Here is a 16731-nt window from a genome sequence, read left to right on the forward strand (position 1 = left end):
TATCACACTAAATGGTAATCGAGGTCTGTCGCGCCCACGAACGCTTCATCGAGTCGCACGTCCCCAACGCCGTCCCGCAGGACAGCGACTCGCTCTTCGTTCCCGAACACGACGTTTCTCTCTCCAGAATCTTGCCCGCCGCGTCCTAAATAGTTTCTTCAGCGGCACGGATCGTACCACTGATACCGCGGACCCGAACACCGACGGGAGCACCGTCGATTTCGTCGATACAGGCCAGTGCCGCCCGGGCGGGGTCGGTCTCGCCTCGTCGAACTTTAACGACCGCTTCACCCGTTCCGTCGGCGAACTCGAACCTGACAACCGCCAGATCGGCGTCGGCGCTGCCCGGATCGCCCAGCAGATTCTGGCCCGCGTACCACAGCTCCCGCTGGAACGACCGTCGGTCGATCCGCTCGTCGGGCCACGTCTCGAGTTCGACGGCGAGATACCGCCACCGCGGTCGGAGGTGTTTGGGAAGGTGTTTCATTCCTCGGCCGCGTCGACGTCCGTCGGGCTCCGTTCGGCGACCAGCACGCCCACCTGATCGTGGACGCGCTCGACGGCCGTCAGCGAGAAGCCGGCATCGGTGAAGGCGTCCGCGAGCACGCCGACGGTCGCCGGATCGTCGACCTCGGGCGAATAAAAGGGCGCGTCCGAATCCGGCTCACCGAAGAACATCACGTCCCCGAGGACGAATTTGCGCGGCTCAAGGTCGGCAATGACTGCGATCGCCTCACGCTTTCCTCATCCGAGAGGTGGTGCAGGGCGAAGTTCGAGGTAATCATGTCGACCGGGCCGTCGTAGTTCGGTTCCCGAAAGGTTCCGAGGTCGAACGCGAGGTTCTCGAGGCCTTCGTCATCGGCCTTTTCCTCGGCTTGGGCCATCATCTCCTCGCTGATGTCGCGGCCGACGACCTGCTTCGCATCGGGGGCGAGCGCGAGCGCGATCGCACCCGTGCCGGTCGCCAGATCGAGGACAACATCGTCGGCCGCGGGAGCGGCGTGCTCGACAACGAGGTTCGCACAGGCGTGATACTCTTCGGACTTCGACTCGTCGTATTCGCCGGCCTTTTCGTCGAACCGTGCGGCGTGCTCCTCAAGACTCTTCTTCATATCTGCCTCGTTCGACCCCCGGCTCAATGAACGACTCGGAGTGGACGTGGCGATTATGCTCGGCCAGTCGGCCCCACTCCGCGAGGCCGTCCTCGATAACTTCGGGCGCAAAGCCGATCTGCTCGCCGAGGGCTTTCAGTTCGCGGGGTGCCCGCATCTCGAGGTGCGAACGCGGATCCGCGCTGACGACGAAGGGGGCGTCGTAGTGGTCGACGATCTCCCGGAGCTTTCGCAGCGACTGCACGACCCGGACGCGGTGGCCGCCGCTCTCTCGCAGGACTTCGGAGAGGTTGAACTCGATCCGAACGCCGTTCTCGACGGCAGCTTTCGCTAAAACGTGGTTCACGTCACCGCCCCCGGTCATCGGATGGGCGAGCACGTCGACCTTCGGCTGTTCGACGGCGAATCGGTTCAGACCGTTCGTGCCGCCGTGGATGCCGACGATCGTCTCCGACGTCCGGTAATTCCCTACCGACCCGCTCGCCTGCTGTGGGTCGTCGGCTCGAATCTCGACACCCTCGACGACATCGATCCCGTACTCCTCGCGAATCTCTTTGGGATCGTAGTCGGCTCGAGCGTCGCCGTGATTGCGCACGACCACGCCCTCGTAGCCGTAGTCGGCCGCCGTCTTCGCGAATCTGGCGACCGTGCTCTGTCCGTCGGGATGGGCGTGGACGGCCTCGTACATATGCGAATCGTCTCACGGCGACGACTTGGGGTTTGCGTCATGCAGATCGAACAAACGCAGCTGTCGTGGCCGGGAGCGCGGCTCGAACGACAGTGAGGGCTGCGCGATCCAATGGAAGAGCAAACTCTTCCGAGCAGCGAGGGACCAGCAGTCCCTCGAGCAGTCGGCGCGAAGTCGTTCGAACGATCGAAGATCGTTCGTGATGCCGAAAATCGGAGATTTTCGGGCCACGCCGACAGCCTCGCGGAAACGAAGTTTCCGCTCAACGGGAGAGGGCAGGCGGTTACCAGATTCCGACCGCGAGCGGACCCGAAGGGTGAGCGAGCGGGCCGACGACTGGCCCAGAAGCCGCGTTTGGCACGGCTGACGGGGAAGGAGGAGTGTTCTCGTGAACGAAGTGAACGAGAGTTCGGAAGACGCAAAGCGTCTTCCGGTACTTTTGATCGAAACTGAGCGGGATCGAAGATCCCGCGAGGTCGTCGGGCGGCAGCGCCGCCCGACTGCAAGCGATTCCTCCGGAATCGCCCAGTCCAAAAGAGCGCTTCGCGCTCTTTTGAAGATTTTACCGAGGGACATCGCGGTCGTGGTGGTTTGCGACCGCGATAGACCGTCGTTCGAGACGGCGAAGCCGTCTCGTGATCAAGCGAAACCGACGGTTTCGCTGACCTCGCGGAACTTCGTTCCGCTCAGTCACGAAAGACGCTTCGCGTCTTTCGAACGACAGAGTGAAATTTCGGTTCAGTTGAGTATGGACTGAGCCACCGTTGCAAGCTGGCCGTTGTCGGCCTCGCTGAGGCGGTCGTCGCCGATCTTAAGACGTAGGCGCGGCCGACCGACGTCGATCGGGACCTTCTCGGTGTCGATCAGACCCATGTCCTCGAGTTTGGTCTTCGTTCGGGAGAACGTCGCCTTCGAGGCGATCCCGACGTCCTCGCCCCACTTGCTGATGTCGTAGAGCAGCGCTTCGTTCTTGGCTGCCACGAGCAAGGAGATGGTGACCTCGTCGAGGCCGTCGCCGTCGCCGCGAGCGGTCTCGAGGGAGTTGAGGATGGCGGTGAAGTCGGCCTCGGCCTCGGGACTGATCTCGTCGGACAGCGTTTCGCGGACATCCGTGATCGGCGGGGTCCGGAGGTTGAAGTCGGTGGCGTCCTCCCAGCGACCCGCGTAGGTGTCGTAGGTGTCTTCGACGAAGCTCTCGTCGTCCGTGGTGAGCCCGCCGACGCGGTCGCCGGCGTGGACCAGCGCAACAACGCGGTCCTCGCTGGCCAGCAGCGAGTTCTCGGGTGCCTCCTCGAGCGTTCGGAGCGACAGTGCGCCCTCGCTGATGAGGTCGGCAGCGTTCGAGGCGACGATGAAGTCGTCCATGACGTCTTTCAGGGTTCGTTCGTCGGCGAGCATGTGGACCGACGGCAGCTCGCCGTCGAACGCTGTCGCAACGGAAACGAACTCTTCGATGGCGTCCCGCGATGGGTTGACCATGTAGATATCACCGCTCGTGTCCTCGAGCACGGATTCGAGGATATCGTCAATCTGGTGGTTAAGTAAATTCGAGGTCATGCCTATACAGAAGTAATCGAGAGCACCGTACTTAATTTTGGTGGCCGTTTGCACACCAGAACTTCTCCCCTAGGGTCTGTACCGGTAATTTTGTCCGATGATTCGTTAGTTCGCCGATGAAAAATGGATATCACTTCTAGCGGGCCCGAGACGAAAACCCCACCCCTCTTCGGGAGGAGGGTGACCCAGATACCCAGTGGCGAGCGGGGATCTGTCTGCGTGCCAACGATAACTATATACCGGAAACGTGTTATTACGATATCGTATGGGTGTTCGACGCAACCGACTGTGGCGGGCCGTACAGGAGTTGGTCGAGAGCGCAGCAAACGGGATAGAAACCGACCGAGCGTCGCGACGGTTCACGGCGCGGGCGAAGCGAGTCAGTACGTACGGTGGACCGTAGTCGGTCACTGATCGAACCGCTTACTCAATTCTTTCGACCAGTAGATGTCGCCGTCATAGATTACCGACGCTTCCGTCTCTTCGAGCATGGTCGCCAGTTCCGGCTCCGCCAGCGTAAAACTCGACTCGTTCCCACAGAGGTGGGCGTACTCATTAGTCTCGGTGTGCGGGAAGTAGTATGACCCGGTCACCCGCGTCGAATAGCAATCGAGCGTCAATAGGTACTGCTGGTCGCTCTCGCCTGTCTCGAGTTCCTCGAGTCGCGCGGTCGTCGGATTGCGGTTTTCGCCCTGGGTAAGTGAGTGGGTGCCGTCGCCGACGACGGCGTAGTCTTTGCCCATCATGATCCGTCTGCGAGCGAGCGCCATCGCGCGTTCGATGCTGAAGCCGTGAACCAGTAGTTTGGCGAACGTCGATCCGACCTTGACGGCGTGGTCGTTCAACACCTTGGTGAACGTGACGGCACCGGCGACGCTCCCCTTTTCGATTAGGTTCATGCCCTCGTAGAAGGAGCCACAGGCGTTCAGGAAAAACGTCTGTGCGTTACAGCGATCGAGGCTTGAGGTCGCGAGCGTCCCGTCGGGACAGCACAGTCCGCCGGTTTCGCAGTGGCCGATGTAGTGGACGAAATCGTGGTCGTCCTCCAAGACGCGGGCGAGGTCGGCCGTCTCGAGCGACTCCGCGACGGTGAGATCCATCGTGAGTTCCTCGGAGCGCTGACGATAGATCTCGGCGACGTCGTCGTGCTCGCCGGCCATCTCCGGATCGTTGAGGACGACACAGATCGAGGTCGAGTCGCTCGTCCGCTCGAGGAAGTCCAGCCGGTTGTGGTAGGCCGTGGGCGTCGATTTGAAGACGTCGATCGGGACACCGTCCGCGAGCCAGCCGTGGGTGCGGCCGCTCCGGAGGTCGGGTTTGACGATGTCGACCGAGGCGACCTGACCGGTAGTGGCCCGACTGGGTCCGGGGTCGCCGCCGACTCCGGCCCCGTGTCCGGCTTCGATTCCGGAGGCTAGTTCAGCGGGTCCGGAACCGTCGCCCCGATAGAAGTCCTCGAGCGAGCGTTCGACTAACTCCTGGCCCTCGAGCTCGGAGGTTCGGGGCGTGTAAATCATGCTCAGCCGGTCGAGCAAGAAGGGGAGCGTTTCGACGCTGTCGTAGGTCGGAGTGACGTACGTCGAGAGGTGCCACTCCGGGAGGCGGTGTTTGATTGCTGCGTAGGGGACGTCGAGGTAGGTCGCCAGTCGGTCCTGTGGCGACGCGTGATACAGCACGTCAGCGTCGAGACCGAGCGCCGCGAGCAGGCTGTGCTCCGAGAGGGTCGTTCCGTGGGGACCGGCGTTCCGGACGAGGCAATCGAGGAAGAACGTCTTCCGAAGCAGTTGCTCGACGTCGCGCTCTAAGTTTGGCATCGGCGAGAGTTCCTCCTCGATGGCGTGATCGCGGAGCCGGAGCCGCGGTCGCTCGAGGGCCGCCCCGGGTCGGTTTCCGAGTGCCTCGTCCGTCGTACGGACGGTTGCCTGCAGGTAGTACGCCAGCGGCGCGGTCACGAACAGCGATTCGAACTCCGGCGGGACGATCAGTTCGATCCCGTGATCGGGAGTATCGGACCGAATACAGTCGGAAATCTCGAGTTCGTCGCCGCGTTCGATCAGCGACGGGTGGCCGCGGAGGGTGGGGTACGACCGGTCCGAGCGGTCGGTCTTGTGCGAGGCGGCCATGTGAGTAATGGCTTCGGCGATTGCCGACGGGGAGTCCGGCACAGTGATCGTGCCGGCGGGGAACTCGTGGCGACAGCGGACCCCGAGGATGACGCGCGTTCGCTCCGGAAAAGAAACGATGATCTCCTCGTAGTCGTCGGTCTTTTCGATCGTCGCCACACCGGCGAACCGGAGGTAGGCCTTGATCTCCGTATCGATGTCGACGATGTACTCGCCGGGCGATAGCGTGAGCGGCTCTCCGCTGGGGTCAAGTTCGTACTGCTCCTCGAGTCCGAGGGAGAACGCGTAGACGACCGCGTGGGGGAATCGGAGCTCGTCCGTCGTCAGGGCGACCGTCTCGTCAACCGGGCGCGAAACGTCGGCGTCGGAACTGTTGACGTCGAGTTCGTCACCGTTGACCGCTAACTCGGCGTTGTCCGCGTCGGTGACGTGGAGGGTGTCGCCGTCTACCGCCCACTCGATCATTCGGTTGGCAGAATGTCACTGCGACAAGTTAGTTGTATCGGGCTGTGAGGATGTGGCAAATGGCATCATGGAACACTCTACTCGGATGCGATATTGACCAGTAATAGTGGATAGAATACAGGTAGTGACGAACCGTTCGCTATCGAACAGGCCGTTGCGTTCGCGGTGAGCGCCAGACGGTGAGCGTGCGGTCACTGATCGTTCAAGCAAGTCTAGTGGCCTCACTTGCCGGGGAAGGGTACACTTATGCAGCCGCCAGACTGCAGTTCGGATATGAACCACGATCAGGTTCGGGACGTCGATCCCGCCGTCGCCGACGCGCTCGAGGGCGAGGTAGACCGCCAGCGAGAGACGTTACAGATGATCGCCAGCGAGAACCACGCCAGCGAGGCCGTCATCGACGCACAGGGCAGTGCGCTGACGAACAAGTACGCCGAGGGCTACCCCGGCGAGCGCTACTACGGCGGCTGCGAGTACGCCGATGAGGTCGAACAGCTCGCGATCGACCGCGCGACGGAGCTGTTCGGTGCCGAGCACGTCAACGTCCAGCCCCACTCGGGCACCCAGGCGAACCAGTCGGTCTACTTCGCGATGCTCGAGCCCGGCGACAAGATCCTATCACTGGATCTGAACCACGGCGGCCACCTCAGCCACGGCCACCCGGCGAACTTCACGGGCCAGCTCTACGAGGTCGAACAGTACGAGGTCGACCCCGAAACGGGCTACATCGACTACGACGACCTCGCCGACCACGCCGCCGAGTTCGACCCGGACATCATCGTCTCGGGGTACTCCGCGTACCCGCGCGAGATCGAGTGGGAGCGCATTCAGGACGCTGCCGATAACGTCGACGCGCTCCACCTCGCGGACATCGCCCACATCACCGGGCTCGTCGCGGCGGACGCTCACCCATCGCCGGTCGGCATCGCGGACTTCGTCACCGGGTCGACCCACAAGACGATCCGCGCCGGTCGCGGCGGCATCGTCATGTGCGACGAGGAGTACGCCGACGACATCGACGCCGCCGTCTTCCCCGGCGGGCAGGGCGGCCCCCTTATGCACAACATCGCCGGCAAGGCCGTCGGCTTCAAGGAAGCCCTCGAGCCCGCGTTCGAGGACTACGCCGAACAGACGGTCGCGAACGCAAAGGCACTGGGTGAGTCGCTCTCTGAGAACGGCTTCTCGCTGGTCTCCGAGGGTACTGACAACCACCTCGTGCTCGTCGACCTCCGCGAGAGCCACCCCGACACCTCCGGCGGCGACGCCGAGGAGGCCTTAGAGGACGCCGGCATCGTCCTCAACGGAAACACGGTGCCCGGCGAGACGCGCTCGCCGTTCAACCCGAGCGGTATTCGTGCTGGGACGCCGGCGCTGACCACCCGCGGCTTCGACGAGGACGACTGCCGGACCGTCGGCGACCTGATTTCCCGTGTCGTCGACGCTCCGGAGGACGAAGCCGTCATCGAGGCGGTTCGCGAAGAAGTCGCGACGCTGTGCGACGAGAACCCGCTGTACGAGTAGGAAAGTGGGCGGTCGGCCCGACGCATTCTATCGGATCCGATCACCAACCCGTTCGTTTGTATCGGTCGCGATTGGCGGCCGTGTGGAACGTTCAATCGCGTCACGTCCTCGAGTATCACGGGGTACTTCCTAGCCGACTAACACGACTGCAAGTAAACCGACAGCGATCGCCGCGACCAGCGTCAGTGCCACGGTGAGACTGAAACCGACGACCGGCGAGAGAGAGCTCACCGAATCGCATGTCGTCGAACTCGAAGCCATGGGTGTCTCATAGAGCGCAGATGAGAAGAACGTACGCTTCAACTCAGTTCTCGATTCGCTCTTTGACCACGTGCAACGTCGCCTGTCACTCGCCGGCACGCGGCTTTTCCGCCGGCTCGCCGTACCGCCGCCAATGTCCACACGTCCGACCGGAACCATCCTGGACGACGACAGGTTGCTCGCGCTTCGGGAGACCGACGAGACGGCGGCCTCGGCGTTAGCAGTCGAGGTAACGCCTGTGGCCGATCGCATGGGTGCCACGAGCGGCGAGCACATCGACTGGGACGTCGACGAGTACGAGGATCAGCCAATGCTCGTGTACAGCGGGATCGACGAGGCGGCTACCGCCGATGCGCCCTATCCGCGCCAACTTAGGGAGGAAAACGGCGAGATCGTCGCGCCCGTCCCCGACCCACTGGTACGGGCCGAGCCGCCCGAGGGGCTGGGCCTCGACCTCGAGACCTACGACGCAGACGATCCATTGCTGTTCGACGCCATTACGACCGGCGAGACGATCGGACTCGTTCCGGTCCGGTTCGACGATGGAGGAGCCTTTCGTGCCGACCCGTTGCCGGGCGTCGCAGACGACAGCGACCCCGTCGCAGAGGGGGTCATCGAACACGAGGGCCGCGGGGATCCGACACCCCGTCCCGAGACGATGAGCGCGCCGATCGATCCCGATGTGCTCGAATCAACCCTTGCTGAGACCGAGCACGATGTCTCCGAAACCGACGTGATCGGAATCCTCGAGGCGATCGAACGTCTCGGTCTCGCCGGGATGGGCGACCACGTCGCCGGTGTCCCGCCGCTCTCGGCCGATAACCGGGCTGTCTGCCTGCTCGAGGATGGCGTCTGGACGGACCGGATCGGACCCGACCTCGAGGCCGAGGACGTAGACGTCGGTCCGGACGTGCTGGCGGTCGCTCGGACGGTCCACGAGCGACAGGCTCGAGCGTTGATCGATGCGGCCGGGACGACCGACTATCAGGGCCTCGAAGACGAGTACGCCTTGCTCGTGACCGACGCACGCGACACCGCCGAGTGGGAGGTTTCGGAATCGGGGACCGCCGATCGAAGCGGCACGAACTGACCGGCACACGACTTGTGCTCTCGTGCCAAGTCGATCGGAGAGGGCGTCTGAGCGAGTCGCTTTACCCGTCCCACGATGAGTTCGGTCGGTGGATTCTCGCTCGCCTTCTTCCTCAGCGGGCCGACCCGTGATTCCGCCGGCATACTCGTCGGTTCTGGCCGGTCCGAAACAGACTGAGCGTGTCGTGTGGTTCCGCATACCATATCTTTTTCCGGCCAATTCACGTGAATTAGTTCACATGATGGATGACTCTGCAACGGAGATGTATCGATCGCGGACCGACGCGCTGACGACCGACGTCGGCGAGGGACAGCCCGTCGTCTTCGCCCACGGGACACTGATGGATCGGACGATGTTCGCGCCGCAACTCGAGGCCCTGCACGATGAGTACCGGGCCATCGCCTACGACCTGCGGGCGCGAACGGACCGGTACGCGCCAGGTTACGACCTGTGGGATCTGGCCGACGACTGTGCGGCGGTACTCGACGGGATCAGCGAGGACAGCGCTGTCATCGCCGGCATGTCGCTGGGCGGGTTCATGGCGCTTCGCTTCGCGCTCGCGTATCCGGAGCGCGTCGACGGCCTCGTCCTGATCGACTCAATGGCCGCACCCCATCCCGAGGAGGAACGGGCGGCGTTCAGCGACCTCGTCGAGCCCTACGAGGACGTGCTCGAGCCGATGCCACGAGAGATCGCCGAGGGGTCAGCGGCCGAGCTGTTTGGCGAGACGACCCGCGAGGAGACCCCCGAACTCGTCGAGACGTGGATCAATCGCTGGGAGACCTATCCCGGGAAAGCAGTCTACCACGAACTCAACTCGTGGCTCGGCCGCCCGGACGTCACCGACCGCCTCTCGGAGATCGACGTCCCGGTGCTGATCGTCCACGGCGAGGAAGACCCATCGCTCCCGCCGTCGCGGGCCGAGCCGATGCTCGAGGAACTGTCTGACGCCGAGATAGAGCTCATACCAGCGGCGGGTCACACCTCGAACCTCGAGCGGCCGGAGCCGGCTAACGACGCGATCCGATCATTCCTCGACGAGCGGTTCTGAGTGATTCTATTCACGTACGTGTCTATTTGGGACGAATATGACGCTGTTCTGCGCACGAATCCGGGGATTAATGAGCCTCGCGGCCGCCCACTCAGGTAATGACTGAGATCATCGATGGGAACGCCGTCGCGAGCGAGATTCGAGACGACCTGACGGACGCGATCGAGACACTCGCCGACGCGGGTTCGCGGCCGGGACTGGCGACCGTGCTCATGGGCGACGACCCCGCGAGCCAGACCTACGTCAACATGAAACAGCGCGACTGTGAGGAGGTCGGCATCGAGAGTTACCATGTCGACGTCGACGGCGACGCCTCGCCCGAGACGCTGTACGATGAGATCGCCGATCTCAACGACACCGACGACGTTCACGGCTACATCGTGCAGGCACCGGTTCCCGACCACGTCGACTACCGCGACGTGATCCGCCGCGTCGACCCGATCAAGGACGTCGACGGCTTCCACCCGGAGAACGTCGGCCGACTCGTCGCCGGCGACGCTCGCTTCCGTCCCTGTACCCCCCACGGCGTCCAGAAGCTCCTCGAGTCCGCCGACATCGAGACCGAGGGCAAGGATGTGACGATCGTCGGCCGCTCGGACATCGTCGGCAAGCCACTCGCGAACCTACTGATCCAGAAGGCCGATGACGGCAACGCGACGGTAACGGTCTGTCACTCTCGAACCGACGACCTCGCTGCAAAGACTCGCAGCGCGGACATCGTCGTCGCAGCGGTCGGCGTCCCCGAACTTATCGACGGCTCGATGCTCGAGGACGGAACGGTCGTCATCGATGTCGGCGTCAACCGGGTCGACGCTGACAACGACAAGGGGTACGAACTCGTCGGCGACGTTGAGTTCGAGAGCGCAAAGGAGAAAGCGAGCGCGATTACACCCGTCCCCGGCGGCGTCGGTCCGATGACCCGCGCAATGCTCCTCTACAACACGGTCAAGGCCGCGAGCCTGCAGGAGGACATCAACGTCGACCTCCCCTGAGTCGCTGACTCGGGGCTTAATTTCGCTTCTCCCGCTTATCGTCGCGTTCGCTGACTCCCGCTTCGGTCACTCATCGTCTTGCCCGTCAGTCGATCGAATCGAACTCGAGAGCGTCCAGTCGCTCTTGGGCCTGCGAGAACGCGACCTCATCGCCGCGCAGACCGTTGGCCAGATTGCGGGTCGCCTCGACGAGCCGTTCGGCGGTCCCCGGCTCGACGTCGCCGTCGAGCATTCGGATCCGTTTGACGTGCTCGCCGAGCGTCTCGAGGGCGCTCCGTTCGCTCGCGGTCAGGTCGCGGTTGTCGGTCCAGGTCCGAACGTCGCGTCGATACTCGCGGACTGCATTCGCGTACGCGAGCCCGCGGGCTGCCCGAAGCGAGCGCGGGACTTCGTCGGCGGGCGGCCGCTCGCCCTGATCGGCATCGCGGAGCAGCGAGAGAAAGTACAGCTCTTCGCGGTCCTCGAGTCGGATCTCACGGGTGACGATGTCGGCGACGTGGAGCAGTTCGATTGCAGCGAGATAGGTGTCGTCGAGTTCCCGGAGGGTGCCGGCGTTGACGAACCCGCGCCGGCGAACGTACTCGCGACAGCGGTCGCCGGCCCGTTCGGCGAGTTCGTCTGGACCGGCCTCATCAATCGCGTTCCGAACGGGGGTGAGATCGAACGCGACCTGCAGGTCCGTGTGTTCGGTGCGTTCGTCGACGCCAACGCTTCGCAGGCTTCCACAGGCCGGACAGCCGACGCTGCCGGTCTCGTAGTACGACCAGCGGGTCCCACACTCCTTGCACTCGCGCTCACCCCGGATTTCATGGACGAAGCTACGGTCGGGACACCAAAAGTCCCATCGACCCGCCACGGTCAGGTGGTGTTGACCACCGTTCGGTTCGAACCGCCGGTTGAAATCATCATCGGGTACTTTCGATCCCCGCTGAGTATCGCTTCTCGTGATAATTCGGGCCCGTTGACGGTGTGAAGGCGATGATGGTCACCGGTTACGGGACGTCGTTCAATAGGTGATTAACGGGCGGCAGGTGCAGGCGACATCGAAACCAGCTGGAACGTCCAACCCGAATATATGTCCCGGAGACTGAACCGGCGGACGTTCGTGACCGCGGCAGGAACAGCAAGTGCACTCGCGCTCGCCGGCTGTGCCGACAGCGGCCCCGGCGGTAACGAGACGGAAGACGAGAACAATACAACCGGTGACGAAAACGAGACCGAAGACGGAGGGAGCGAGACGTACACGCTGACCGTTACGGTCGAAGACGATGAGGGACCGGTCGAAGGCGCGACCGTCACCCTCGAGGAAGCGGGCATGGGTGGTATGACCGACGATGGAACGGACAACGAGTCCGAGAACGCGTCCGAGGAGACGACGGTCGACGACGATGGGATGGGCAACATGACGGAAAACGAGACGGACAATGAGTCCGACAACGAATCGGGCAACGAGTCCGATAACGAGACCACGTCCGATATCGGCGGTCAGAGCTTCCCCATGGAAGACGAGACCGATCAGGACGGCGAGGTCGAGTTCGAGGAACTCGAGGACGGAGAATACACTGTCAGCGCCGAATCCGAGGGCGAACAAACCGAAGACGACGTCGAAATCGATGGCGGCGACGAGGACGTCACGCTGACGTTCGGCGAGGGCGGAACCGGCGGTAACGAGACGGAAAGCGGAAACGAGACCAACGAGAGCGAAGACGAGAACAGTTCGTAATCGGTTCCACCGGGCCCAGTCAGGGCCGTGTCCCATCGATTTCGATCGTATCGGCCTCGAGAATCAAAGCGCGCGACCTTTTTTGACGCGAACGGCGAGCGGACGGACATCGCGTATCGAGCAGTTGCTGTTCACGATGGAAACGACCGCTCGAGATCGTTTCACGGCGGAAACCCCTCCCTTCTGATCTGAAACAACGACGCTTGACAGATAGTGCGGAGCTGGTCGACAGCGGCAGTCAACTCTCGTTATCGAGTCACTCTCGTTCGCGCACGTGTGATCGGTCAGCAGGCCGCTGTCCGGTCGAGTGAGATTCCCGGACCGAAGGAATGGCACTGCATCCGCTCGGCGTAGCGGCTTTTTTCCCCTTTCGGTCGATAGTCACGGGTATGCGTGACGAAGAAGAAATCCGCGAGCAGTACGAGTTCCTCAAAGAGCACCTCGAGAGCGACGAGATGCGCCACGACGGCGTCGAGGAGATGTTTACGTACTATAAACGCGCGATCGGTTGGGTGCTCGAGGAAGAGCACATCTGAGTGCGACCGCGTGCACCGGGGTGGTACCGTCGGCCACCCTGCTCTGTGTCGTTACATTTAAGTACATCCGGCGGAACTTTTCACGTGACGCTTCGCTTGGAGGGCCGAAGCGTCAGCGGGGACCAATTCAGGGCGGCAAGCGATCGCGTGACATTTTTCCGTCACGCGATCTGCTTTCCTGTTTCGATCTTATACTTACCCAGTAGCGGTGCCGACGGTTATTATCGATAAATAATGCTATCCAAGAAAATGTCCATTCAATATAATTGTACCGAAACGTAACTCCTGAACTGTAAACATGAACTGCACGTTATGTGTGGTTCTGCATCCGATTCGTCACGGGTGTTATGGTTCGATCGCGCTGAAAACGCGAGTCCTCACTGGTAATAGCCCCCTTTCGATCGAAACAACCCGATAGCCTTATTAAAATTCGACAGTAAGTACAGTTGGTACTTTCCCAATGTACGACCTGACAGGATTCCAGCGTGACCTGCTCTACGTCATCGCTGGCGAGGACGAGCCCCACGGACTGGCGATCAAGGAGGAACTCGAACAGTACTACGAAAAAGAGATCCACCACGGCCGACTCTATCCCAACCTCGACACGCTCGTCGACAAGGGTCTCGTCGAAAAGGGCCGTCGAGACCGTCGAACGAACTTCTACACGCTCACCCGTCGTGGCCGCCGCGAACTTGAGGCACGCCGCGAGTGGGAGACCCAGTACGTCGACCTGTAACACGATCCGGAAGTCGTTCGCTTCCATCGATATCGCCGAAGCCGTCATGAATTACAACTCTCGTTGCTCTGTCCGCCCTCGGCGCGTCGCTTATATGTGATCGTGGCGAACGATCAGCAGTGAACGAGGTCGCGCTGCAGGTCGCCGATGCGCCCCTCGAGGAGACGGTCGTCCGGATGGCTCTCGCGGGCGCGCTAGGGATGTTTCTCGGACTCGAGCGCGAGTGGTCCCAGAAGTCGGCCGGCATTCGGACCTTCTCGCTGATCAGTCTGCTCGGTGCGGTCTTTACTGTGCTCGTGCGCGAGGGAGGGGTCGGCGAGAGTCTGCTCCCGCTCGGCGGGTTCCTAGTAATCGTCCAAGGAGTTTTGCTCGCGGTCCAGGGACTCATGGAGGACGATCCCGAGGAGACGGGACTGTCGCTGACGACCTCAGTTTCGATGCTCGTCGCCTACGGCATCGGTGTCCTGGTGGCCGCCGGATTCATCCTCGAAGGTGTTACCGTCGCCGTCCTCTCATCGCTGCTGCTGGTGTTAAAGCGAGAGCTCCACGAGTTTGCCTGGGGCCTCTCTCGCGAGGAAATGCGCTCGACAACGGAGTTCGCTATCCTCGCGTTCGTTATCTATCCGGTGCTTCCGGCCACATACGAGCCCGAAATCGCGGGAATCACGATCCCGCTTGAGCCGAAGGTGATCTGGCTAATGGTCGTCGCAGTCGCGGGAATCGGTATCGCCAACTACGCGATCGTCTCGACCTACGGCGGTCGCGGTATCGCGATCACCGGCTTCTTCGGCGGCCTTGCTTCCTCGACGGCCGTCGTCGGGACGATGCTCGATCACGTCAATCAGCGGCCTGAGGCGTCCTCTTACGCCGTCGCCGCGATCTTGCTTGCGAACGCAGCCATGGCTGCTCGCAATCTAGCGATCGCGGTCGGATTCACGGCGGGCGGCGACACCGATATCCTCATCGAGGCGATCGTCCCGCTGGGTGCCGTCATCCTGCTGGCCTTCGCCGTCGCCGCGCTCACCGCCGACTGGAGCGAATCCGGGCCGATAAATCTCAAGAGCCCGTTCTCGCTGAAAAACGCCCTCGCGTTCGGGGCCGTCTTCCTCGTTGTGCTCGTGTTCGGTTCGCTGGCCGAGACGTGGTTCGGGACGCTTGGCTTCTACGCGACGGCGGTCGCGAGCGGCTTCGTCTCGAGCGCCGGTGCGACCACCTCGGCGGTCGTCCTCTACCGCGGCGGCCAACTGGGACCGGCGGAAGCGACGATCGCCATCTTGCTTGCGACGGTCTCGAGCATCGTGGTCAAGGCCCTGCTGGCGGCCACGTCGACGGACGACGGCTTCCGAAACCGGGTCGCGGCCTACAGCACGATTTTGCTGCTGGGTGGTGCGCTCGCATCGGTATTTCTCGTCCTCTAGACCTCCAGTACTTTACCCACTGGCGAGCGAAGAGAGTGTATGGACCGCGCAACGGTCGAACCGCAGGTAGACGCGATTCCAGGCGAACGGGCCAGCGAGTGGGTCGACTATCACCACGAGTTCGCCGCTCCAAGTACGTACGTCTATGAGTTCGTCTGGGATACGACCGCCGAGGCTGTCGGGCCCTTCTGTACCGACGTCGACAGCAACGTCCTGCTGGACTTTACGAGTCACGTCGCGGCCGCGCCGCTGGGGTACAACAACCCAGCGATCCGCGAAAAACTCGAGGCATTCGACCTCGTCGATCCCCTGAAGATCGCGGGTCAAGACTTCTACGTCAGCGGTGGTGGCCGGCCGGACGATCCTGACTTTCCCGGTCCGACACAGCTGATGGACCGGCTGATCGCGATGACCGACCACTACGATATGGATCGGGTCTTCCTCTCGAACTCCGGTGCGGAGGCCGTCGAGAACGCGATTAAGATCTGCTACGCTGCAGGCGGCCACCGCGCGTTCACGTTCGACGGTGCGTTCCACGGCCGCACGCTGGGCGCGCTCTCGCTCAACCGCTCGAAGACCGTCCACCGGAGCGGCTTCCCCGAGATTCCGGGCGTCGTCAGCGTTCCCTATCCCGCGACCGACGAGGAATACGAAACCCGCTGGCGAACCGACGGTCCCGGCGGCAACGTCGTCGCCGACGCGCTCCACCCCGAGCGCGGCGTCATCGATCCGTCGGAAGTCGCCTATCTCATCCTCGAGCCGATTCAGGGCGAGGGCGGCTATCGGGTCCCTCACCCCGAGTTCGCTCGCGACCTCGAGGCGCTTCGCGATCGGTACGGTCTCAGGATCATCGCGGACGAGATCCAGTCCGGACTGGGTCGGACCGGCGAACTGTGGGCCGTCGACCACCTGGATCTCACGCCGGACGTCATCACGAGCGGGAAGGGGCTCCGCGTCGGCGCGACGATCTCGCGCTCGGACGTGTTCCCCCAAGAAACGGGCCGCCTCTCCTCGACGTGGGGCGCGGGCGACCTCGTTGCTGCGATGCAGGGCGTCCTCACGATCGACACCATCCACGAGGAGAACCTGCTCGCGAACGTCCGCGAGCGAGGCGATCAGTTCCGGACGATCCTCGAGGACGCCATCACGGATGGCGACGCGCCCGGCATGATCGACGTCCGTGGCCGCGGGCTCATGCTCGCCGTGGAGTTCGATACGAACGACCGTCGCGACGCGGTCCTCGAACACGCGTTCCGACAGGGCCTGTTGACACTCGGCTGTGGTTACAAGACGCTGCGATTGCTGCCACCGCTCGATGTCACCGAACGGGAGATCGAGCTAGGGGCGCGCTTGCTCTTCGAATCGATCGAGCGGGTTGCGGAGGTACGTTCGTAAGGGTTGAACGTCGCGGACGAATCGCCTCGGAATCGATCAGTACGCGAGACGAACAGTTCACGA

At 62.8% G+C, this 16731-nt stretch carries 13 protein-coding genes and 2 pseudogenes; 9 read left to right on the plus strand and 6 right to left on the minus strand.

Annotated elements, in window-relative coordinates; translation table 11 throughout:
* Positions 1-2: 2 nt before the first annotated feature.
* The 5 genes and pseudogenes from K6I40_RS12205 to K6I40_RS12225 form a co-directional block, all read right to left on the minus strand.
* Positions 3-487 (minus strand): annotated as a pseudogene (locus tag K6I40_RS12205) (Rpp14/Pop5 family protein).
* Positions 484-1112: pseudogene (locus tag K6I40_RS12210) on the minus strand (class I SAM-dependent methyltransferase). The pseudogenes K6I40_RS12205 and K6I40_RS12210 overlap by 4 nt, the downstream one beginning before the upstream one ends.
* Positions 1096-1800, minus strand: coding sequence for an RNase P subunit p30 family protein (locus K6I40_RS12215; protein WP_222919255.1), 705 nt, complete (start codon positions 1798-1800; stop codon positions 1096-1098). The pseudogene K6I40_RS12210 and the gene K6I40_RS12215 overlap by 17 nt, the downstream one beginning before the upstream one ends.
* A 738-nt stretch (positions 1801-2538) precedes the next feature.
* Complete coding sequence (locus K6I40_RS12220; protein ID WP_222919257.1) at positions 2539-3357, minus strand: DUF5821 family protein; 819 nt, start codon at positions 3355-3357, stop codon at positions 2539-2541.
* Positions 3358-3764: 407 nt separating this feature from the next.
* Positions 3765-5945 (minus strand): hypothetical protein, encoded by a 2181-nt coding sequence (locus tag K6I40_RS12225; protein ID WP_222919259.1) that lies wholly within the window; start codon positions 5943-5945, stop codon positions 3765-3767.
* Between the two features lie 273 nt (positions 5946-6218).
* On the opposite strand from K6I40_RS12225, the gene glyA reads away from it, so the two are divergent.
* The 4 genes from glyA (at position 6219) to K6I40_RS12245 (ending at position 10860) form a co-directional block, all read left to right on the plus strand.
* Complete coding sequence (glyA, locus tag K6I40_RS12230; protein WP_222919261.1) at positions 6219-7466, plus strand: serine hydroxymethyltransferase; 1248 nt, start codon at positions 6219-6221, stop codon at positions 7464-7466.
* A 394-nt stretch (positions 7467-7860) separates the two neighbouring features.
* The gene (locus tag K6I40_RS12235; RefSeq protein WP_222919263.1) at positions 7861-8817 is read left to right on the plus strand and encodes a hypothetical protein; all 957 of its coding nucleotides are present in this window, start codon (positions 7861-7863) and stop codon (positions 8815-8817) included.
* A 238-nt stretch (positions 8818-9055) separates the two neighbouring features.
* On the plus strand, positions 9056-9868 hold the full coding sequence (locus tag K6I40_RS12240; RefSeq protein WP_222919265.1) for an alpha/beta hydrolase: 813 nt from the start codon (positions 9056-9058) through the stop codon (positions 9866-9868).
* Between the two features lie 98 nt (positions 9869-9966).
* Complete coding sequence (locus K6I40_RS12245) at positions 9967-10860, plus strand: bifunctional methylenetetrahydrofolate dehydrogenase/methenyltetrahydrofolate cyclohydrolase (protein ID WP_222919267.1); 894 nt, start codon at positions 9967-9969, stop codon at positions 10858-10860.
* Positions 10861-10945: 85 nt separating this feature from the next.
* On the opposite strand, the gene K6I40_RS12250 is transcribed toward K6I40_RS12245, so the two are convergent.
* The gene (locus K6I40_RS12250) at positions 10946-11716 is read right to left on the minus strand and encodes an endonuclease Q family protein (RefSeq protein WP_222919269.1); all 771 of its coding nucleotides are present in this window, start codon (positions 11714-11716) and stop codon (positions 10946-10948) included.
* A 219-nt stretch (positions 11717-11935) separates the two neighbouring features.
* Here K6I40_RS12250 and K6I40_RS12255 point away from each other — a divergent pair, with 219 nt between their 5' ends.
* The 5 genes from K6I40_RS12255 to K6I40_RS12275 all read left to right on the plus strand — a co-directional run bounded on the left by K6I40_RS12255 (position 11936) and on the right by K6I40_RS12275 (position 16668).
* Positions 11936-12583 carry a hypothetical protein gene (locus K6I40_RS12255; RefSeq protein ID WP_222919271.1) on the plus strand — a complete coding sequence of 216 codons (648 nt, stop codon included), beginning with the start codon at positions 11936-11938 and terminating at the stop codon, positions 12581-12583.
* Between the two features lie 389 nt (positions 12584-12972).
* On the plus strand, positions 12973-13119 hold the full coding sequence (locus tag K6I40_RS12260) for a hypothetical protein (RefSeq protein ID WP_007142875.1): 147 nt from the start codon (positions 12973-12975) through the stop codon (positions 13117-13119).
* Positions 13120-13579: 460 nt separating this feature from the next.
* Complete coding sequence (locus tag K6I40_RS12265; protein WP_006429947.1) at positions 13580-13855, plus strand: PadR family transcriptional regulator; 276 nt, start codon at positions 13580-13582, stop codon at positions 13853-13855.
* A 119-nt stretch (positions 13856-13974) separates the two neighbouring features.
* On the plus strand, positions 13975-15273 hold the full coding sequence (locus K6I40_RS12270) for an MgtC/SapB family protein (protein WP_222919273.1): 1299 nt from the start codon (positions 13975-13977) through the stop codon (positions 15271-15273).
* A 39-nt stretch (positions 15274-15312) separates the two neighbouring features.
* The gene (locus tag K6I40_RS12275; RefSeq protein WP_222919275.1) at positions 15313-16668 is read left to right on the plus strand and encodes an aminotransferase class III-fold pyridoxal phosphate-dependent enzyme; all 1356 of its coding nucleotides are present in this window, start codon (positions 15313-15315) and stop codon (positions 16666-16668) included.
* Positions 16669-16731: the final 63 nt, after the last annotated feature.

This window comes from Natrinema sp. SYSU A 869 (assembly GCF_019879105.1).
GTDB lineage: Archaea > Halobacteriota > Halobacteria > Halobacteriales > Natrialbaceae > Natrinema.